Genomic DNA, 18,711 nt, shown 5'->3' on the forward strand with positions numbered 1-18,711 from the left:
GCGACTCTACCCGCGGCAAAATAGGAGATAAAGCGAATAATTTTCTATTCAATAAAACGCTTTTTGGAAACTATTAAGTCGCCGCCGGACGCGTTTCACAAGAGACAGGTGGGCGCGTGGAAGTCCAGCGACGCCTGGGCCAGCGCCCGCAGGCTGTCCAGCATCGGGCGCGTGTCGTCGCGCCGCCATTGGAAGGTGTAGGGCAGCGCAGGCAAGGGGGCGAAACCAGGCAAGGGTTGCAGGTCGCCGCGATCGATCAGGATGCGGGCCCAGGCCGACGGCAGGAATCCCAGGCCCAGCCCCTGCCGCAGCATGCCCGCGATGGCGCCCCAGCTATTGCAGCATTGATTGCGGCCGGGAGAGACGCCTTGCTCCGTCAGCCAGTCGTCCAGCACGCGGATGGCGCCCGAACTCTGCGGAAGCGTGATGAGCGTCAGGCCCGGCAGATCGGCGGGCGTGAGGGCGGCGGGGTCCGGCACGGCGCGGGCGCAGGCCACCCATTCGAACTCCGCGCTGCCGATAAGGCGCGACGCGATCGAAGCGCGCGAGGACGGCCCCGCGATCACCGCGAAGTCCAGCTCGCCTTCCTCCAGGCCCCGCTCGACCAGTTCGCCGACGCCCACGAAAGGTTCCACCAGCAGATCGGGATGGGCGCGCTGGATCGTTTCGATCAGTTGCGGCATCCAGGTCAACGACGTGAGTTCGCCCGCGCCGAAGCGGCAGCGGCCCGAATAGGCAAGGTTGTTGCTGGCCTGCTGCATGAACTGGTCGGCATTGCGCAGCAGGTCTTTCGCATGGGGCACGAGCTGCTCCCCCAGCGCGGTCAGCGTGGCGCTGCGCGCGCTGCGGCTGAACAGGTCGGCGCCGATCGAGGCTTCCAGTTCGCCGATGCGCTTGGACAGGGACGAGACCGAGATATTCAGCCGGTTGGCGGCGATCGCGAAGTTCTTGCAGGTAGCGGCCCAATAGAAGGCTTCGAGTTGCTTGAGCGTCATGCGGGCATCGGGGAGTCGAGTGGAGAGGGCGAATAAAAGTGTAATAACCACTGTCGATAAAGTCACTTTATTCAAAGTCCGCGCACGCCTATAGTCCTTCGCCATCATCGTTGACAACAGCGCCGCGGCCGATTGCAGGCCAGCCGGCGCGGAGCCTTCAGACATGCCCGATCCGCTGCGCCGCATCCTCAACCTGCATGATTTCGAGCGGGCGGCGCGCAAGCGCTTGCCCAAGCCGATCTACGCCTACGTTTCGGGCGCGGTGGAGGACGGCCATTCCGAACGCGCCAACCGCCAGGCGTTCGAGCAGTACGGCTTGCGGCCCAGGGTGCTGGTCGACGTTTCGCCGCGCAGCACGCGGACCTCGGTGCTGGGCACGGACTATGCCGCGCCGGTCGGCGTGGCGCCCATGGGCATTTCGGCCTTGTCCGGCTACCGGGGCGATATCGTGCTGGCCCGCGCGGCCGCCGCCGCCGGCGTGCCCTGCATCATGAGCGGGTCGTCGCTGATCCGGTTGGAAGAAGTGATGCAGGCCGCGCCGGGCACCTGGTTCCAGGCGTATCTGCCGGGCGACGAGGCGCAGATCGCCGCGCTGATCGACCGCGTGGCGGCGGCAGGCGTGACGACCCTGGTGCTGACCGTGGACACGCCCGTCGCGGCCAATCGTGAAAACAATGTGCGGGCAGGTTTTTCCACGCCGCTGCGGCCCAGCGCGGCGCTTGCCTGGCAGGGCCTGACGCATCCGCGCTGGCTGTTCGGCACGTTCCTTCGCACGCTGTGGCGCCACGGTATGCCGCATTTCGAAAACAACTATGCGACGCGCGGCGCCCCGATACTGTCCGCCAATGTGCTGCGCGATTTCTCCGACCGGGGGCATCTCGGCTGGCGCCACGTGGCGGCCATCCGGCGGCGCTGGAAGGGGCGCATGGTGATCAAGGGCATCCTGCATCCCGATGATGCGCGCACCGCGCGGGAGCAGGGCATGGACGGCGTGATCGTGTCCAACCATGGCGGCAGGCAGCTCGACGGCAGCATCGCGCCCTTGCTCGCCTTGCCCGCCATCGTGGAGGCCGCGAGAGATCTGGACGTAATGCTCGACAGCGGCGTGCGGCGCGGTTCCGATGTGCTCAAGGCCATGGCGCTGGGCGCGCGCTGCGTCTTTGTCGGCCGGCCCTTCAACTATGCGGCGGCGGTGGCGGGGCAGCGCGGCGTGGATCATGCCATCGCGCTGATCGTGGAAGAGGTCCGGCGCAATATGGGGCTGATGGGCGCGGTGGAGCTCGGCGCGCTGAATCCGGATTGCCTGCTGCGCATGGACGGCGCCGGCCGCTGAGTGCGCGCCACGGCGCGCAGGCAGGCATTTTCACATTGCGCAGCGGCAAGCTGGTGGCGCTTGCCGTCACCACGCCATACCGATCCAAGGCGCTGCCGGACGTGCCCACCATCCAGGAATCCGGGCTGGCGGATTACGCGGTCGAGAGCTGGCAGGGCTTTTCCGTGCCGGCCTCCACGCCGGGCGCGATCGTCGACCGCATCCATCGGGATGTGGTGGCGGTGCTGCGCGAGCCGGACACGTCCGCCCAGCTGGAAAACCTGGGTTTCACCATCGCGGCTAGCTCGCCCGAGGCCGTGGACCAGACGGTGCGCGACGATATCGCCGCCTATCGGAAAGTGATCGTGTCGGCGGACGTGAAGCTGAAGTAAGCGCGGCGGCAGTCTCATATTGATATCTGAAACGCTTCTTTGCCTTGCCGGTCCGCGGCCCGCAGCATGGAGGTCCGTTCACTGCACACGACGCAACGATATGGCAATTCGCAAGTTACCGGGCGCGGCCCGGATCGCAATTTCCCTGGCGCTGGCCTTTGCGGCCGGCGCGGCGCACGCCGACGCCACGCTGGACAAGGTCAAAGCGCGCGGCGCGATCACCATCGGCGTCCTGGCCAATGGCGGCATATTCGGCTCGCTCGACCCCGCCACACAGCAGCTGGTGGGCTGGAATCCGGAGCTGGCGCGTGAACTGGCCAAGGGGCTGGGCGTGAAGGCGGAGCTCGTGCAGGTCCAGACCGCGACGCGCACGCAGTTCCTGATTTCCGGCAAGGTGGATCTGCTGATCGCCTCCATGGAGCTGAACCCGGAGCGGGCCGAGATCCTGGGCTATGCCCCCACGCCGTTCTTCCGCGTCGGCGGGGCGGCCGCCACGCTGAAAACCAGCGGTATCGCCAAGTGGGAGGACCTGCGCGGCAAGCCTGTGTGCGTGTCGCAGGGAAGCAGCTTCGCGCGTCCGCTGTCCGTCGACTACGGCGCGCAGGTGAAAGGCTACAAGAGCTCGTCGGACTCGCTGCTGGCGCTGCGCGGGGGGCAATGCGTGGCTGCCGTGCACGACTCGACGCTGATCCACCCCTTGCTGCGCAATAACTCCGAATGGGCGGCATACCACGCGCCCATCGCCACTGAAGTGCTGCCGGCCAATTCCGTCGTCTGGACCCGCAAGGGCGAGGCCGACACGATAGCGGCGGTGGACAAGGTGGTGCAGGACTGGCATCGCAGCGGTTGGCTGATCGCCACCGAAAAACGCCTGGGCATCGAGCCGCCGCAGCCGCTGCTCGAAGAGCTGCACGCGAAATACAAACAGGGCAGCTGAGCGCGACCCGGACCGGAACGGAACAAGCAGATGAAGCAAGCAAGCATTAAATCGGCCATCGCGCTGGCGCTGGCGGGCGTGACGGCGCTGGCGGCCGGGGCCGCGCGGGCCGACGCCACGCTGGACAGGGTCAAGCAGCGCGGCCGGATCGTCATCGGCGTGGATGGCGCCAGCCCGCCTTTCGGCCTGCTGGATCCGGCCACCGGCAAGGTGGGCGGCTTCCAGACCGAACTGGGCGCCGATATCGCCAAGCGCCTGAACGTGGCGCTGGAGACCGTGCCGGTCACGGCGTCTACCCGCGTGCAGTTCCTGCAGGCGGGCAAGGTCGATCTGCTGATCGCCAATATCCAGTGGACGCAGGAGCGCAGCGAAATCCTGAGCTATGCGCCCACCCCGTACAACCTGGTGGGCGGCGCGGCCATGGTGTCCAGAAAAAGCGGCATCAAGCGTTGGGAAGACCTGAAGGGCAAGGTGGCGTGCGTGTCGCAGGGCAGCAATTTCGCCAAGCCGCTGCAGGAGACCTACGGCGCCGTCGTCAAGGGGCTGCGCAATATTCCCGAATCGCTGCTGGCGCTCAAGGGCGGCAGCTGCGATGCCTCGGTGCATATCCAGCCGGCCCTGTACGAGACGCTGCACGGGCCGAACGGCGGCCAATGGAGCGATTTCGAATTGGCCACCTCCGATCAGCTGATTCCGTCGCCGACCGTCATCTGGACGCGCCGCGGGGAAGCCGATACGCGCGCCTTCGTGGATGGCGTGATCCGCGATTGGCACCGGACCGGCCTGTTGGTGAAGGAAGCGGAGCGCTTCGGCGTGCCGACCGGCTATCTGAAAGCGGCCAGCGCCGCGGCGCGGGAAGGCAGGTTCGAAAGCGCGCCGCCCGAGGCTCAGCCCAAGCCGTGACAGCTGGCAGCGCCATTCCCGCAACCCACGCATTCCGCAAAGGCTTCCTCTATGACTGAACCCTTGTTTCCGCGCGTCCTGTCGCGCCGCGCGCGCGGCGCCGAGCTGTCGCCCATTGCCGCGGCTGGCGCGCGCGCGGCGCGGCTGGCGGCCGAAGGCCGCTCGATCATCGTCCTGACGTCGGGCGAACCGGATTTCGATACCCCGGCCCCCATCAAGGACGCCGCCGGCGCGGCGCTGGCGCGCGGCCAGACCAAGTACACGCCCACCGCGGGCACGGCCGCGCTGCGGCAGGCGGTAGCGCAGCGCTATCGCAGCCGCCACGGCCTGGAGGCCGCCGCGGCCAACGTCATCGTCTCCAATGGCGGCAAGCAGGTGATCTACCTGGCGCTCAATGCCACGCTGGATGACGGCGACGAAGTCATCGTTCCCGCGCCGTACTGGCCGACTTTCCCCGACGCCGTGCGGATCAACGGCGGCGAGACCGTCATCGTCCGGACGCAGGCCGGGCAGGGGTTCAAGCTGACGCCTCAGGCGCTGCGCGAGGCGATCACCGCGCGTACCAAATGGCTGATTCTGAATTCGCCCGCCAATCCGTCCGGCGCGGTCTATGGCGCGGACGAACTGGCGGCGCTGGCCGCGGTGCTGCGCGAGGCGCCGCACGTACTGGTGCTATGGGACGAGATGTACGAAGCGATCTGGTTCGACCAGCCGCCGCCGCACCTGCTGGCCGTGGCGCCGGATCTGGCCGGTCGCACGCTGGCCGTCAACGGCGTATCCAAGACCTATGCCATGACCGGCTGGCGGATCGGTTGGGGCGTGGGGCCGCAGCCGCTGATCCACGCGCTCGAAGCCGTGCAGTCGCAAGTTTCTTCGGGCGCGAGTTCGCTGGGCCAGGCCGCCGCGCTTGCGGCCCTGCAGGGCGCGGCGGAAGGGTTTCTGGAAACCGCCCGGCTGGCCTACGCGCGCCGCGCCCGGCGGGTGGCCGACGGACTGGCCGGCATCCCTGGGCTGCGCGTGCACGCGCCCCAGGGCTCGTTCTTCGCCTGGATCGGCGTCGAGGGCCTGATCGGCGCGCGGCGGCCCGACGGACGGCCCGTGGAACACGATGGCGATGTGGCGGACTGGCTGCTGGAGGCCGAGGGCGTGGCCGTGGTCCGCGGCGCGGCTTACGGGCTGTCGCCGTACCTGCGGCTCTCGTTCGCCGCATCCGACGCCGACATCGACGCCGCCATCGAACGCATCGGCCGCGCGGCAACCGCGCTGGCGCCGGCGCAGGAGGCCGCGGCATGATCGAGTCCGCATTGCGGGCCTGGGTGGCGTTCTTCAAACCCCTGGGTCTCCATTACAGCTTCGTGCTGGACGCCGGCGAGCTGGCCGCGTTCGGCCATGGCTTGCTGGTGACCTTGCAGCTGTGCGCCTGGACCATTCCGGTGAGCCTGCTGTTCGGGGTGCTGATCGCCGCGGGCCTGACCAGCGGCCGCGCGTGGTTGGCGAGGCCGTTGCAGGCCTTCGTCGAAGTGACCCGCAACACGCCCACGCTGGTCCAGCTGTATTGCGCGTTCCTGGTGCTGAACATGCTGATCACGCAGAAGCTGGGAGGCGGCAATCCCGTGACGCCTTTCGCCTGGGTGGTGATCGTGGTGGCGCTGCACAAGGGCGTGTTCCATGCGGAGGCCCTGCGCGCGGGCATCCAGGCCGTGCCGCGGGTGACGCTGGAGGCGGCGCGTTCACTGGCGCTTTCGCACGGCCAGATCCTGCTCCAGGTGGAGCTGCCGCTGGCGGTGCGCTTCGCGCTGCCGGCGCTGGTCAACAACCTGGTGGATCTGGTGAAAATGACGGCGATCGCGTCGGCGATCGCCGTGGGCGACGTGACCTACGAATCCATCATGATCTGGTCGCACCGGGACAATGTGCTGGAACTGCTGCTTTTGATCCTGCTGTACTTCGGCCTGCTGACATGGCTGGTCGGCGTGGGCGGGCGCTGGCTGGAAGAACGCTTGAGGATGCCCGGCTATGGCCAATGATCTTGCCTTGAATCCCGGAAGCCGCGGATCGCTCCGCGGCCGGTCCTTCGGGCTGTTGCGCGACCCCTGGGTGATCCTGCTGTCGGCGCTGGCGGCGCTGGGCGCCGCCTGGGCGGCCACCGGCACCGCGCCGGCCGCCGTGCAGGCGCTGTGGCACTGGTCGCCCGCGCTGCTGCGCGGGATGGGGGTCAACATCCAGATCAGCGTGCTGGCCATGGCGCTGGGCACGGCCGCCGGCCTGGCGGTGGGCGCGCTGTCGCTGTCGCCTTCGCGGCTGCTGCGGCGCCTGACCCGGGCCTATGTGCTGCTGTTCCGCAATGCGCCGATCCTGGTGCTGGTGTATTTCACGACGTACGTGTTTCCCTTCGAGCTGAGCGCGGGGCGGTGGACCGTTCCTTTTCCGGACTGGATCAAGGTCGTGATCGGTCTGGGCTTGCCGGCCAGCGCGAACGTGGCGGAGATTTTCCGCGGGGCGATCCAGTCGATCCCCAGCGCGCAATGGGAGGCCGCCCAATCGCTGTCGTTACGCCGCGCCCAGATCTTCCGCATGATCGTGCTGCCGCAATGCGTGCGCCGGATGCTGCCGTCGTGGATGAACCTGTACGCGAGCATCACGATGAGCACCTCGCTGGCCTCGCTGGTGGGCGTGCACGACCTGGTCGACACGGCCACCGTGGCCAGCAACACCGTGGCGCGCAGCGACTTCACCATCCTGGTCTATTTCACGCTATTGGCGCTTTTCTTCGCCTATTGCTATCCCATCGCGCGCTGGACGCGATATCTGGAACGACGCCATGAGCATCATTGATTTCGAGGCGCGCGCCGCCTCTTGCGCGACCGCCGCGCCGCAGCCCACGCCCTTGGTCAGCCTGCGCGACGTGCACCTGGCTTTCGGCGAGACGGAGGTGCTCAAGGGCATCGACGTGGAGGTGAAACAGGGGCAGGCCGTGTCGATCATCGGCCCGTCCGGCTCGGGCAAGTCGACCATCCTGCGCTGCATCACCGGCCTGCTGCGCCCGCAACGGGGCGCGATCGAGGTGGGCGGCGTGCGGGTGGACGGGCTGCGGACCGAATCCGAGCTGATCGGATTGCGCCGCCGGGTCGGCTTCGTGTTCCAGCAGTACAACCTGTTTCCGCACTTGAGCGTGCTGCAGAACCTGGTGATCTCGCCGGTGAAGGTGGGCGGCGAGCCGCGGGCGCGGGCCGAAGCGCGGGCGCGCGAACTGCTGGCCAAAGTGCGCATGGAGCACAAGGAGAGCGCCTATCCCGGCGAGCTGTCCGGCGGGCAGCAGCAGCGTGTGGCGATTGCGCGCGCGCTGGCGCTGCGGCCCGAACTCATCCTGTTCGACGAAGTGACGTCGGCGCTGGACCCGGAGATGGTCGGAGAAGTCCTGACCGTGATCCGCGACCTGGTTCAGGACGGCCTGACCTGCATGCTGGTCACGCACGAAATGCGCTTTGCCGAAGAAGTCAGCGACACCGTGTACTTCACGGAAGCGGGACGCATCGTCGAATCCGGTTCGCCGGCGCGCCTTTTCGGGGCGCCCGCGAGCGAGCGGACGCGCGCCTTCCTGCAGCGCGCTTCCGGCGCATCGGCCCCGCGCAAGGGGGCGCCCGATCCAATCGAAACCTATCTGACCTTCGATCCGCTGCGTCTGGCGGTGTGAAATCCCAAGGAGCCTTTCATGACCATTGAATCCGAGATCGCCGCCCAACGCCGCCAGCAGGTGCAGGCGGCCCTGTCCGATATCCAGGCGCTGCTGCCGGCGGCGGGCGCCGTCACGCGCGAACAACTGGTCGCCATCACCGGGCGGCTCGAACGGCTGGCGCAGCGGCGCGATCTGTTTCCGGTGTCCGACTTCCCGCCGCCGGCAAGCGGACTGGGCGCGGGGGCCTCCACGCGTTACCGGCTGAACCCGGACGATGCGCAGGACGCGCCCGCGTTGTACCTGAATTCCATCAACCCCGGCAAGACCACCTTGCCGCACAACCACACGACCTGGGCGAGCATCGTGGCGCTGTCGGGCCAGGAACTCAACCGGGTTTACCGCCGCAGCGACGACGGATCCCAGGCGGGCCGAGCCACGCTGGAGCAGCTGCGCGAGGTGGTGATGCAGCCCGGGCAATCGGTTTCCTTCCTGCCCGACGACATCCACAGCATCCATGTCACGGGGGACACGCCCACGCTGCATTTCCATCTTTACGGCCGGCCGCTGGAAACGCTGTCGGGCCGGATCGTGAACTACAACGCCACGCAGATGAAGCCGGGCCAGGAGGTGCGCGCATGAGCGCCCGCCAGGCCCGCATCCAGACCCGGCTGGTGCATGCCGGATCGCCCGAGCTGAAGCAGGGCGCCGGTCCGGTGAACGTGCCGGTCGTGCGCACGAGCACCGTGCGCTTTGCGGACACCGCGACCCAGGCCGCGCTGGCCCGGCAGCGCGCCAGCGGCGAGCGTGTCGCCACCTACGGCCGCCACGGCCTGGATACGCACCAGGCGCTGGAGGAGGCGGTGGCGTCGCTGGAAGGCGGGTATCGCAGCATACTGGCGCCGTCCGGGCTGTCGGCGATCGTCCTGGTGCTGCTGGCGACGCTGGCGCCGGGCGATCATGCGCTGGTGGCCGACGGCGTTTATTCGCCCGTGCGCAAGGTCGACCGTGCGCTGTTGCAGCGCTATGGCATCGCCGTGGAGTACTTTTCCGCGGCGCGCGACGATCTGGAGGCGCGCATCCGCCCGAACACGCGCCTGCTCTACCTGGAGTCGCCCAGCTCGCTCTTGTACGAAGTGCTGGACTTGCCCGCGCTGGCGGCCACGGCACGGCGCCACGGCGTGCTGGTCGCGGCCGACAACACCTGGAGCGGCGGCCTGTACTACCAGCCGCTGGCATTGGGCGCGCACATTTCCATCCAGGCTGCGACCAAGTACCTGGCCGGGCATTCGGACGTGATGATGGGCGTGGTGACCGTGGACGGGCCCGACCTGGCCAGGCAGGTGGGCGCCACGGCCGACGCCCTGGGATTGGCGGTCGGCGCCGACGACGCCTACCTGACCTTACGCGGATTGCGCACGCTGGACGTGCGCCTGGCCCGGCATCACGAGAACGCGCTGGCCGTCGCCCGGTATCTGGAAGGGCAGGCGGACGTGGCGCGCGTGTACTACCCGGCGCTGGAGCAGGACCCCGGCCATGCGCTGTGGCGGCGCGACTACAGCGGCGCGAGCGGCCTGGTGTCGTTCGCGCTCAGGCATGCCGATCCGGCGGCCGCGTCGCACTACCTCGACGCGCTGCAGTACTTCTCGATCGGCGCCTCCTGGGGCGGCTACGAGAGCCTGGCGCTGGAGGCCGCGCCCGATCGGCTGGCCGAGCATGGCTACTGGCGCGAAGGCGGCCAGGAACGGCAGTCCGTGCTGCGGCTGCACGTGGGCCTGGAGAGCCCGCTCGACCTCATCGAGGACCTGGAGCGCGCGTTCGGCGCGACCCGCGACGCCTTGCGCCGCAGCGCGTGAGGCATATGCAAATGAGCGGTTTTCTTTAGGGTTTCCGGCTATGTAGAAGCAACTTCATCCTCTTTGCCGCGCTGTGCCCCCGGCACTAGAATTTGCCTGGTTCCATGTTGGCGGCAGGGCATGTCTTCTCTTTCCATCGAATCGGTACAGCTTCCCTTTCTCGCGCAGCGGCTGGACGCCGTGCGCGAGTTCTATCACCTCATCATCGGCCTGGACGAGGTCGATTGCGCGGACAGCCAGCGCCTGCGCTTCGCACTGGGCGAGGCGACCCTGTCGCTGTCTCCGGTCGACGAGGTCAGCCGGGCTGTCAGGCCCGACTACCTGGCGATCCGGACGCGCGCCTATGACGATATCCTCGCGCGCCTGAGGCAAGCGGGCCATCACCCTGTCTGTTCGCTGCCGCAGGCCTCGCCTCGCGTCATGTACGTGAAAGATCCGTCCGGCAATCAACTGGCCTTCATGGGCTGAGGCGCGCAATGAACTTCCAGCAATTGCGTTCCGTCCGTGAAGCGGTGCGGCAGGATTTCAACCTGACCGACGTTTCAGAAAGCCTGCACACGTCGCAGCCCGGCGTAAGCCGCCAGATCCGCGAGCTCGAAGAAGAAGTGGGCGTGGACATCTTCGTGCGTTCGGGCAAACGGCTGATCGGCCTGACCCCGCCCGGCGAGCTGATCCTGCCGCTGGTCGAGCAGATCCTGCAATGCGCCGACAACATCCGCCACGCGGGCGCGGAGTACGCCGACAGCCGGACAGGGGTGCTGTCGATCGCGGCCACGCATTCGCAGGCGCGCTATGCCTTGCCGCCGGTGGTCAAGGAGTTCCGCCAGCGCTATCCCGACGTGGTGCTGCATCTGCATCAGGGGTCGCCCAAGCAGGTGTCGGAGATGCTGCTGGAAGGCGAGGCCGACATCGGAGTGGCGACGGAAGCCGTGGCCGACTATCCGGGGCTCGTCAACCTGCCGTGCTACCGCTGGAGCCACAGCATCATCGTGCCCCGCGGCCATGCGCTGGAGCGGCAGCAGGACGGCGTCACCCTGTCGCAGCTATCGCGTTATCCCATCATCACCTACGGGCGCGGCTACACGGGGCGGGCGCACATCGACGAGGCCTTCGCGCGCGCGGGCATTACGCCGGACATCGTCATGACCGCCATGGACGCGGACGTGATCAAGACCTATGTGGAACTGGAGCTGGGCGTCGGCATCGTGGCCGCCGTGGCGTGGGACGCCGAGCGCGACACGCGCCTGTGCGCGATCGACGCCCGGCACCTGTTCGAGATCAATCTGACCCGGCTGGCGATCCGGCGCGGCGCCTGGCTGCGCGGCTATGCCTTCCACTTCATCGAGCTGTTCGTGCCCACGCTGACGCGCGAGTTGGTCGAGCGCGAACTGAAGGGCGAGGGCTGAGCGCCGGCCCCCGATGCGGCCGCCGAATATCCATAGTCGCATTTCTACGTTGCCGGCGCGGCGCGCCGGGACGTAGCCTGATCCGTTCTTCATCCAAGGAATGACGGGTCACTTCATGAGCACACACTCCCCAGCGGCCGCCGCGGCCACAAGCAAGCACACCGAACGCGCCCAGGCCGTGCGCGCCTTCATCGCCGAGGCGAAGCGGCTGGCGCCCGACCCTGCGAACGCCGTGCCGGACCAGCTGCGGCAAGTGGCGCTGCAGCTCGAGGCCCTGGGGCGCCGCCGCGATCTGTTCCCGCCGGACGCGTTCAGCGTGGTCCCGGGCCGTCCGGCGTCGATCTACAGGTTGGCCGAGGACGTCGACGGCGGCTATGCGCTCTACCTGTCGCTCGGGGCGCCGGGCAAGGCCCAGCCGCCGCACGACCACACGACCTGGGCCATCATCGCGGGCGTGTCGGGCCTGGAACGCAACGAGGTGTATGCGCGCAAGAAGAGCGCGGACCCCGTTCGCGATACGCTGGCGCCCGAGCGGCGCGTGGACGTCGGCCCGGGCCAATCCATCGTCCTGGGGCCGGAGGAGGTCCACACGATCGAACTCGTGGGCGACGAGCCGGGCGCGCACCTGCACTTCTATGGGCTGGCGCTGGACCGTCTGTCCGGGCGCGTGGTGTTCGAAAGCAAGGAGGGCGGCTCGTACCGGACGTTCGCGCCGCCCGCGGCGATCTACCACGCCCGCATCTCGCCGCAGGCCTTGCAGGACGAGCTGCGGGGCGACGCCGAGATCGCCGTGCTGGACGTGCGCGAGAGCGGCCGTTATGCGCGCCGCCATCTGCTGCATGCCGCGCCCGCGCCGTTGTGGCGCCTGGAACTGCTTGCCGACCGCCTGGTGCCGCGCCGTTCCACCCGCATCGTGTTGGTGGACGATGACGAGACGCAAGCGCACCAGGCCGCGGCCAAGCTCGCGCGCCTGGGATGGACGGACATCGCGGTGCTGGCGGGCGGCACCGACGGCTGGGAGCGGGAAGGCCGCGAACTGTTTGCGGGCACCAATGTGCCGAGCAAGGCGTTCGGCGAAGTCATCGAGCATGAAAAGCACACCCCGTGGATCGGCGTGGACGAGCTGCACGAACGCGTGGCGCGCGGCGACGACATCGTGGTCGTCGACAGCCGGACGCCCGAGGAATTCCACAATTTCACCTTGCCGTTCTCGCACAGCCTTCCGGGCGCGGAGCTGGTCTACCGCATCCGCGAGCTGGCGCCGGACCCCAAGACGTTCGTCGTGGTGAACTGCGCGGGACGCACGCGCAGCATCGTCGGCGCGCAGACGCTGATCGACGCCGGCATTCCCAACCGGGTCGCCTCGCTGCGCAATGGCACCATGGAGTGGCTGTTGTCCGGGCGTGAACTGGCCTACGGGCGGCACGCGGCGTTGCCGGAACCCGGCGCGCAGTCCCTGGCCGCCGCGCGCGCGCAGGCGCGGAACGTGGCGCAGCGCGCCGGCATCGGCCACATCGACGCCGGCGCGCTGCAGGCCTTTGAGGCCGAGCAGGGCGAGCGCACGCTCTACAAGTTCGATGTGCGCACCCGGGAGGAGTACGAGACCGGCCACCTGGAAGGCTGGCGCTGGGCGCCCGGCGGGCAACTGGTGCAGGCCACTGACGAATACCTGGCGACGCGCCGCGCTCGCGTGGTGCTGGCCGATTGGGACGGCGTGCGCGCGCTGACGACCGGCGCGTGGCTGGCGCAGCTGGGCGCGGTCGAGGTCTATCTGTACCAGCCCCCGGCGCTGGCGCCCCGGCATAGCGGCGCCGAACCCCGCCGCGTGCTACGCCACCGCCCCGAGGCGACGGGGTTGCGCGCCGACTCGCTGCGGACTGCGCTGCAGGCGCAGAAGGTGGCGCTCTTCGACGTGGAGTCCCGGGTTGCCTATGTGCGCGGCCACGTGCCCGGCGCGCGTTTCGCGGCGCCGGACCGCCTTGCCGAATTTCTGCCCGAGGACGCCGCGAGCCCGATCGTGCTGACCTCGTCCGACGGCGTGCTGGCGGCCGCGGTAGCCGCCGAACTGGCCTGGCAGACCAAACGCCCCGTGCGCTACCTGGTGGGCGGCACGCGCGCCTGGGCGGCGCAAGGGCTGGCGCTTGCGGCTGGCGCGGCGGGCGTGCTCACGGGAGACGACGACCAGAGCATCAGCCCGTATCTGTTCGACGACCTCGCGGCCCGCGACCAGGGCTTTCGCGAATACCTCGACTGGGAGCTGGGGCTGGTCGCGCAGCTGGAGCGCGACGGCAGCGAGGATATCCGGCTGATCGCCCAGGCCTAGCGCTTCATACCGACGGAGCGGGCGTCGCGCCGCTGGCGCCCAGCCGCGACGCCGCCTCCAGGCCGCCCATGCGTTCGACCAGCGCGGCCTGGTCGGCCTTGGCCTGGCGATCGACCTGCTCGGGATCGCAGATGGCGTACAACGCCGCCTTCATGCCGGCCAGCACGGCCGAATAGTCCGGATCGCCGGCCAGGTCATGCTGTTCTTGCGGGTCGTTGGCCAGATTGAAGAGCTCGGGTTCGAACCGCACGTAATGGTGGTACTTCCAGGGCCCCTTGCGCAGCATGAAGCCGGCGGTGTTGCTCCCGGCTGCGTGGTATTCGCTGAGAATCGGCCGCTCCTCGGCCGGCAGGGCCGCGATCTCGAACAGCGACCGGCCGGGCCGGGTTTCCAGGTGCGGCCCGGGATCGATCCCCGCGCCTTGCAGAATGGTGGGATACAGGTCCAACAGGTCCACCGCCGTTTCGCATACGCCGGGCTCGATGTCCGGCCCCGCGACGATCATGGGAATCCCCACGCTTTCCTGGTACAGGGTGGATTTTCCCCACAGCCCGCGCGCGCCGACGTTGTCGCCATGATCGGACGTGTAGATCAGATGGGTCGAGCGGGCCAAGCCGAGCGTTTCGAGTTCCGACACGATGCGGCCGACGTTGCTGTCGAGGAAACTGCAGAGGCCATAGTAGGCAAGGAAGGCGTCGACACGTTCGTTTTCATCCTTGAACGTCTCTTCGCTGCGTTCGAATTCGGCATAGGCCTGCACCCACGGATGGCGCTGGTAACCCGCTTTCGGGTGCAGTTTCGCCTGCGGGATCTGCCGCGCCTCGTAGAGATCGAAGAATTCCTTCGGCGCGATCAAAGGGAAGTGGGGCGCGACGAGACCGACATAGAGCACGAAAGGCCTGTCCGTGGCGGCCGCCTTGCGCAGCCAGTCCACCGCCCGGCCGGTGACTTCCCGGTCGTACGCCGTATAAGGCGACTCACCCATGCCGATGCGTTCGCCGAGCATGCGCTTGCGGCCCTGCGCCGGCAGGTAGGGATCGCGGATCGAGGCCCAGACCATGCCGTGCCCGCCCACGACGTGCATAGGGATATGTTCCGCGTCGAAGCCTGCCGGATCCTCCTCGCTGCGGTAGTGCAGCTTGCCGATGCTTTCGACCGTAATGCCTTGCGCCTGCAGTACGTGTCCCCAGCCGCGCGGGTCGCCCACATAGGGCATGGCGTTGTCCCAGTGGCGCGTCTGATGCACCCGCATGCCGGTCGCGAATGCGGCGCGCGCCGGGACGCAGATCGGGCTGGGCGTGTAGGCATGCGGAAAGCGCGCGCCTCGCGCGGCGAGCGCATCGAGATGAGGCGTCTTGATAAAGGGATGCCCGGAACAGCCCATGTATGCGGGGTTATGTTCGTCGGACATGATGACGATGACGTTCTTGCCTTGCATGGTGCATCCTTGCGTGGAGACGCGGTGTGGTTCAGGTGTCGGGCGTATAGCCGCTGTTCTTGACCTGGCTGGCCCAGAAGGCGTCGTCCTGCCGGAGCCGGTCGCCCAGCGCCATGGGCGCCGAAGTGCCGGGGGCGAAGTAGAGTTGCCGCATCGTTTGGCGGAAAGCGGGCGCCTGCGTGGCGTCCGCCAGGGCCCGGCTCAGCGCCGCAATCCGGGCGGCGTCGGTGCCGGCGCGGGCCAGTACCATGAAGTACTCGGCCATTGTCAATTCCGGGAAGCCCAGCGAGCCCAGGGTCGGTACGCCGGGCAGTTCCGGAGAGGCCGACCGACCCGTGGTGGCCAGGATGCGGATCTTGCCGCTCTTGTGCATGGGGATGAGGTTGGGCAGCGTCGTTACCAGCAGGGGCAGGACGCCGCCCATGGTATCCGTCAGCGCGAGCGAGCCGCCCTTGTAGGGGATGTGCGTCAGATGCACGCCGGAGGCCCGGGCCAGCATGGCGCCCTGGAAATGCATGATGGTTCCCGTTCCTGGCGTGCCATAGGCTGCCACGCGGGTGTCGGACCGCGCCATGGCCAGGAAGTCCGGGAGCGTCAGGGCCGGGCTGGACGCGCCGACCGCAAAACCGAAATCGAATTCGCACGCGGTGCCTAGCGGCGAGAAATCCGGCAGCGAATAGCGCAGGTCTTTGTAGAGATGGGGGTAGAGCGTCAGATTGGTCGAGGGGGTGAACAGCAGCGTGTTGCCGTCGCTTGCGGCCGCGAGCAACGCATCGGTGGCGATGCGGCCGCCGGCGCCGACCTTGTTCTCCACAATAACGGTGTAGCCCGCGGCCCGGACAGCCTCGGCCAGCGCCCGCGCCGCGACGTCCGCCGCGCCGCCGGGCGCGAAACCGACCAGCATCCGTATCGGACTGCTGGCGCGCGCCAGGCGCGCGGGCAGGCCCGTACAGGCGAGGGCGCCGAAAGCGGCCGCGGCGGCGCCAAGCAGCCGCCTGCGTTGCATATCCATGTCTCTGTCTCCGTCATTGGCGTCCAGCGCCGTTTTTCCGCAAGCGTACGCGGCGGCGGATTCAGTAGACAAATATTATTTATCTTTGATATGTATAAGATTTTCTATATATTTCGGCGCTCCGCGATCAGCGTGCCGCGCAAGATACCTGCTTCGACCATTTCCCGGAGCACCGTTTCGATCGCACCTTCAACGGCCGCGACGGCGCCGCCCGGCGGGCCGCCGGCCGCGCTTACGATGGATTGCGTGCGGGTGATCGCCGGCCGCACCAGCCGGCGGGCGCCCATGGACGCATTGCCACGGGCCAGCTCGGGGCCGGCGCTGTCGGGCAGCACGGCGAACGCCAGCCCGTCGCGCACCAGGGCAAAGCTCAGTTCGGGATCGTTGATCTCATACTTCACGTTCAATGGACAGTTCAGGTCCACTGCCGTGCGTTCGATCAAGCGGCGCAAGTCATGGTCGCGGTCGGGCGCGACCAGGGGCCGGGACCCGATCGCGGAGAAGGCGATCGTCTTGCCAGGCTTGCCGAAGCGCTTGTCGTGTCCGAAGAGCGAAAAGCCTTCTTCGTAGACGGGACGGATGCGCAGGCCCGGCAGCTCGAACGCATTGGGCATCAATGCGATATCGGTTTGCCGGGTTTCCAGCGCCGTTCGCATTTCGCTGGATAGGGCCGACGACAGCAGCAAGCGCAAATCCGGATACTCGCGCTCGATATGGCGGTACAGCGCGGCCGCGAGCACTTGCGCGAGCGAGCGCGCCAGGCACAGGCGCACGGTGCCGCGAGGTTTGCCCGCGGGGCCCAGCACGTCGGACTTGAGCCGGTCCAGTTGTTCGAGGATCGAGGCGGCGCGCTGCTGGAGACGCTTGCCGTCCGCGGTGAGCGATACGCCCTTGTTGTGCCGGTCGAACAGGGGCACGCCCAGTTCCGTTTCCAGCGCAGCCACGTGCTGGCTGAGCGCGGGTTGCGCGACGCGCAACGCCTGGGAGGCGAGCGACAGGCTGCCGCTTTGGGCGATTTCCAGGAAATAGCGGAGTTGGCGAGGCGTCATGACAACGGCGGGAATCCATGGCATTGCAGGCCGGCCGCGCCATCGATGGCGGCCATCAGGTCATCCGCATGCACCATCAGTCCGCGTGCCTGGCGCAGCATCGGATACTGTTGGAGCACGCCCGACCATTGCGGCGATTCCAGCAACTGATGCCAGACCGGCGCCAGCGCGTCGAGGCCCGCGTCCTGCCCTTGCGCCAGCCTGTTGGCGAATTCCAGGCTGGCCTGCGAAGACAGCAATTGCATCCGGCTGGCGGCGCCGAGCAGGCGCGGCATCGCTTCGGCCGGGGCGTCGCAGAAATAGAGCACAGACTTTTCCAGGGCGTCGCCGCCGGTGGGCAGCGCGTGCAGCGACAAGCCGCGCAAGGGGAAGGCGCCTTGCCGGGTGCTGAACGTATAGGTGTCCCGGGCATTGGCGTGGGCCAGCAGGCGCAGGCCGCGCAGCAGGCGCGGGAAATCCGTGCCGGCGGCATCGGCGGATGCCTTGGCTTCGAGCAGGAGGCACAGGTCCCAGGCAGGGGCCGCGCCGCCGCTGTCCGCGTGGCGCAGCAGGGCCGCGTCCCATTCGCTCTTGGCGCGCTCGGCGCTGGCGGGAATGGAGGGCGGCACGCGCATCGACGACACGGCCCGGTAGGCAACCTTGCCTTCCGCGCCGTTGAGCCGCAGCGCCAGGGCTTCCAGCGCATGCAAGGCCAGCGCCTCGACGGCGGCCCCGCGCTTGCGCGAGGCGCTGCCCTGCGCGGCGGCGGTCGCGCTGCCCGGACGCGGGCCCTGCTGTTCCCAGAGCGCGCGGTAGCGGCGCACGCCGTCGTCCGATTCCAGGACGTCCAGGCGTTGCAGGCGTGTCAGCGCGGGGTTGCCGAGCAGCCGCTCCAGGGCGGGCCCGGCAGGCGGGGCGTCCGCCGCCGTGGGCAGGTCGCGAAGCTGGCGCGCGGCGTCGGACAGCGCGGTCCAGGATTCCGATGCCCCGGCGGCGTGCAGCCGGGCCATGGCCTCGCGCGGGGCGCCCTCGGGCATGCGTTCCACCTTGGCGGGATGCGCAACCGCGTTGGCGGCCGCCAGGATCTCGCGGCGGTCTTGGGCGGCGCCGGCGGACAGCGATGCGTATTCGCGTACCGGCGCCAGCCGGTGCCGCAGCAGCATGGCCTGGAAGACCGGATCGCCATCGTCGGCGCGCAAGGCGTCGCGGATCAGCCGCGCGAGCGCCTCGAGGAAGGCGTGCCGGACCGCAGGCGCGGGCGCGTGGCCCCCGGCCACGGACTTACGGGCGCGTTCGATGGCGCAGGCCAGCGCCGTCGCGGGCGCGGCGCCGTGTCGGGGAAGGTCGCAGAGGGCGGGGACGCGGTAGCGGCGCGCGACGGCGCGTAGCGTGGCGTCCAGCAGGGGATGGGGCGGCGGCAGGGACATGGCGGTCCA

General features: G+C 68.6%; 18 protein-coding genes. 13 read left to right on the forward strand and 5 right to left on the reverse strand.

The features are described 5' to 3' along the window. Positions 1 to 95 precede the first annotated feature (95 nt). The gene (locus AGI3411_RS16465) at positions 96 to 995 is read right to left on the reverse strand and encodes a LysR family transcriptional regulator (protein ID WP_129528443.1); all 900 of its coding nucleotides are present in this window, start codon (positions 993 to 995) and stop codon (positions 96 to 98) included. A 163-nt stretch (positions 996 to 1,158) separates the two neighbouring features. Between AGI3411_RS16465 and AGI3411_RS16470 the strand changes: the two genes are divergently transcribed. From AGI3411_RS16470 to AGI3411_RS16530, 13 genes are all read left to right on the forward strand, one after another. Beyond that, positions 1,159 to 2,328 carry an alpha-hydroxy acid oxidase gene (locus AGI3411_RS16470; protein ID WP_129528444.1) on the forward strand — a complete coding sequence of 390 codons (1,170 nt, stop codon included), beginning with the start codon at positions 1,159 to 1,161 and terminating at the stop codon, positions 2,326 to 2,328. 35 nt (positions 2,329 to 2,363) lie between these two features. Then, a complete protein-coding gene (locus AGI3411_RS16475; RefSeq protein ID WP_244240372.1) occupies positions 2,364 to 2,699 on the forward strand; it encodes a tripartite tricarboxylate transporter substrate-binding protein in 336 nt (111 codons plus the stop codon). Positions 2,700 to 2,799: 100 nt separating this feature from the next. Continuing rightward, a complete protein-coding gene (locus tag AGI3411_RS16480) occupies positions 2,800 to 3,636 on the forward strand; it encodes a transporter substrate-binding domain-containing protein (RefSeq protein ID WP_129528445.1) in 837 nt (278 codons plus the stop codon). A 30-nt stretch (positions 3,637 to 3,666) separates the two neighbouring features. Then, positions 3,667 to 4,539 carry a transporter substrate-binding domain-containing protein gene (locus AGI3411_RS16485; protein ID WP_129528446.1) on the forward strand — a complete coding sequence of 291 codons (873 nt, stop codon included), beginning with the start codon at positions 3,667 to 3,669 and terminating at the stop codon, positions 4,537 to 4,539. Positions 4,540 to 4,590: 51 nt separating this feature from the next. Then, positions 4,591 to 5,832, forward strand: coding sequence for an aminotransferase class I/II-fold pyridoxal phosphate-dependent enzyme (locus AGI3411_RS16490; RefSeq protein WP_129528447.1), 1,242 nt, complete (start codon positions 4,591 to 4,593; stop codon positions 5,830 to 5,832). Next, positions 5,829 to 6,566, forward strand: a complete 738-nt coding sequence (locus AGI3411_RS16495) for an amino acid ABC transporter permease (RefSeq protein WP_129528448.1) — start codon at positions 5,829 to 5,831, stop codon at positions 6,564 to 6,566. Before AGI3411_RS16490 ends, AGI3411_RS16495 begins: the two co-directional genes overlap by 4 nt. After that, positions 6,556 to 7,374: an amino acid ABC transporter permease gene (locus tag AGI3411_RS16500; protein ID WP_129528449.1), complete on the forward strand. Its 819-nt coding sequence runs from the start codon at positions 6,556 to 6,558 to the stop codon at positions 7,372 to 7,374. Before AGI3411_RS16495 ends, AGI3411_RS16500 begins: the two co-directional genes overlap by 11 nt. Then, positions 7,361 to 8,233 (forward strand): amino acid ABC transporter ATP-binding protein, encoded by an 873-nt coding sequence (locus AGI3411_RS16505; protein ID WP_129528450.1) that lies wholly within the window; start codon positions 7,361 to 7,363, stop codon positions 8,231 to 8,233. The genes AGI3411_RS16500 and AGI3411_RS16505 overlap by 14 nt, the downstream gene beginning before the upstream one ends. Before the next feature lie 18 nt (positions 8,234 to 8,251). After that, complete coding sequence (locus tag AGI3411_RS16510) at positions 8,252 to 8,854, forward strand: cysteine dioxygenase family protein (protein WP_129528451.1); 603 nt, start codon at positions 8,252 to 8,254, stop codon at positions 8,852 to 8,854. Beyond that, the gene (metC, locus tag AGI3411_RS16515) at positions 8,851 to 10,068 is read left to right on the forward strand and encodes a cystathionine beta-lyase (protein WP_129528452.1); all 1,218 of its coding nucleotides are present in this window, start codon (positions 8,851 to 8,853) and stop codon (positions 10,066 to 10,068) included. The genes AGI3411_RS16510 and metC overlap by 4 nt, the downstream gene beginning before the upstream one ends. A gap of 120 nt (positions 10,069 to 10,188) precedes the next feature. Then, positions 10,189 to 10,536 carry a VOC family protein gene (locus AGI3411_RS16520; protein WP_129528453.1) on the forward strand — a complete coding sequence of 116 codons (348 nt, stop codon included), beginning with the start codon at positions 10,189 to 10,191 and terminating at the stop codon, positions 10,534 to 10,536. Between the two features lie 8 nt (positions 10,537 to 10,544). Next, a complete protein-coding gene (locus tag AGI3411_RS16525; RefSeq protein WP_129528454.1) occupies positions 10,545 to 11,474 on the forward strand; it encodes a CysB family HTH-type transcriptional regulator in 930 nt (309 codons plus the stop codon). Positions 11,475 to 11,589: 115 nt separating this feature from the next. Beyond that, positions 11,590 to 13,797 carry a rhodanese-like domain-containing protein gene (locus tag AGI3411_RS16530; protein ID WP_129528455.1) on the forward strand — a complete coding sequence of 736 codons (2,208 nt, stop codon included), beginning with the start codon at positions 11,590 to 11,592 and terminating at the stop codon, positions 13,795 to 13,797. 4 nt (positions 13,798 to 13,801) lie between these two features. Here AGI3411_RS16530 and AGI3411_RS16535 read toward each other — a convergent pair whose 3' ends face one another. The 4 genes from AGI3411_RS16535 to AGI3411_RS16550 all read right to left on the reverse strand — a co-directional run bounded on the left by AGI3411_RS16535 (position 13,802) and on the right by AGI3411_RS16550 (position 18,702). Beyond that, the gene (locus AGI3411_RS16535) at positions 13,802 to 15,235 is read right to left on the reverse strand and encodes a sulfatase-like hydrolase/transferase (RefSeq protein WP_129528456.1); all 1,434 of its coding nucleotides are present in this window, start codon (positions 15,233 to 15,235) and stop codon (positions 13,802 to 13,804) included. Positions 15,236 to 15,266: 31 nt separating this feature from the next. Beyond that, a complete protein-coding gene (locus AGI3411_RS16540) occupies positions 15,267 to 16,247 on the reverse strand; it encodes a tripartite tricarboxylate transporter substrate-binding protein (RefSeq protein WP_129528457.1) in 981 nt (326 codons plus the stop codon). Between the two features lie 104 nt (positions 16,248 to 16,351). Continuing rightward, positions 16,352 to 17,296: a LysR family transcriptional regulator gene (locus AGI3411_RS16545; protein ID WP_129528458.1), complete on the reverse strand. Its 945-nt coding sequence runs from the start codon at positions 17,294 to 17,296 to the stop codon at positions 16,352 to 16,354. Continuing rightward, a complete protein-coding gene (locus AGI3411_RS16550; protein WP_129528459.1) occupies positions 17,293 to 18,702 on the reverse strand; it encodes a 3-deoxy-D-arabino-heptulosonate 7-phosphate synthase in 1,410 nt (469 codons plus the stop codon). The genes AGI3411_RS16545 and AGI3411_RS16550 overlap by 4 nt, the downstream gene beginning before the upstream one ends. Between the last annotated feature and the right edge of the window lie 9 nt (positions 18,703 to 18,711).

The sequence above is a fragment of the Achromobacter agilis genome (assembly GCF_900496965.1).
GTDB classification, from domain to species: domain Bacteria; phylum Pseudomonadota; class Gammaproteobacteria; order Burkholderiales; family Burkholderiaceae_B; genus Achromobacter; species Achromobacter agilis.

Excerpts from the sequence above, each read along its gene's own strand:
- AGI3411_RS16465 (WP_129528443.1), bottom strand. The coding sequence starts at position 995 with ATGACGCTCAAGCAACTCGAAGCCTTCTATTGGGCCGCTACCTGCAAG.
- AGI3411_RS16470 (WP_129528444.1), top strand. The coding sequence starts at position 1,159 with ATGCCCGATCCGCTGCGCCGCATCCTCAACCTGCATGATTTCGAGCGG.
- AGI3411_RS16480 (WP_129528445.1), top strand. The coding sequence starts at position 2,800 with ATGGCAATTCGCAAGTTACCGGGCGCGGCCCGGATCGCAATTTCCCTG.
- AGI3411_RS16485 (WP_129528446.1), top strand. The coding sequence starts at position 3,667 with ATGAAGCAAGCAAGCATTAAATCGGCCATCGCGCTGGCGCTGGCGGGC.
- AGI3411_RS16490 (WP_129528447.1), top strand. The coding sequence starts at position 4,591 with ATGACTGAACCCTTGTTTCCGCGCGTCCTGTCGCGCCGCGCGCGCGGC.
- AGI3411_RS16495 (WP_129528448.1), top strand. The coding sequence starts at position 5,829 with ATGATCGAGTCCGCATTGCGGGCCTGGGTGGCGTTCTTCAAACCCCTG.
- AGI3411_RS16500 (WP_129528449.1), top strand. The coding sequence starts at position 6,556 with ATGGCCAATGATCTTGCCTTGAATCCCGGAAGCCGCGGATCGCTCCGC.
- AGI3411_RS16505 (WP_129528450.1), top strand. The coding sequence starts at position 7,361 with ATGAGCATCATTGATTTCGAGGCGCGCGCCGCCTCTTGCGCGACCGCC.
- AGI3411_RS16510 (WP_129528451.1), top strand. The coding sequence starts at position 8,252 with ATGACCATTGAATCCGAGATCGCCGCCCAACGCCGCCAGCAGGTGCAG.
- metC (WP_129528452.1), top strand. The coding sequence starts at position 8,851 with ATGAGCGCCCGCCAGGCCCGCATCCAGACCCGGCTGGTGCATGCCGGA.
- AGI3411_RS16520 (WP_129528453.1), top strand. The coding sequence starts at position 10,189 with ATGTCTTCTCTTTCCATCGAATCGGTACAGCTTCCCTTTCTCGCGCAG.
- AGI3411_RS16525 (WP_129528454.1), top strand. The coding sequence starts at position 10,545 with ATGAACTTCCAGCAATTGCGTTCCGTCCGTGAAGCGGTGCGGCAGGAT.
- AGI3411_RS16530 (WP_129528455.1), top strand. The coding sequence starts at position 11,590 with ATGAGCACACACTCCCCAGCGGCCGCCGCGGCCACAAGCAAGCACACC.
- AGI3411_RS16535 (WP_129528456.1), bottom strand. The coding sequence starts at position 15,235 with ATGCAAGGCAAGAACGTCATCGTCATCATGTCCGACGAACATAACCCC.
- AGI3411_RS16540 (WP_129528457.1), bottom strand. The coding sequence starts at position 16,247 with ATGGATATGCAACGCAGGCGGCTGCTTGGCGCCGCCGCGGCCGCTTTC.
- AGI3411_RS16545 (WP_129528458.1), bottom strand. The coding sequence starts at position 17,296 with ATGACGCCTCGCCAACTCCGCTATTTCCTGGAAATCGCCCAAAGCGGC.
- AGI3411_RS16550 (WP_129528459.1), bottom strand. The coding sequence starts at position 18,702 with ATGTCCCTGCCGCCGCCCCATCCCCTGCTGGACGCCACGCTACGCGCC.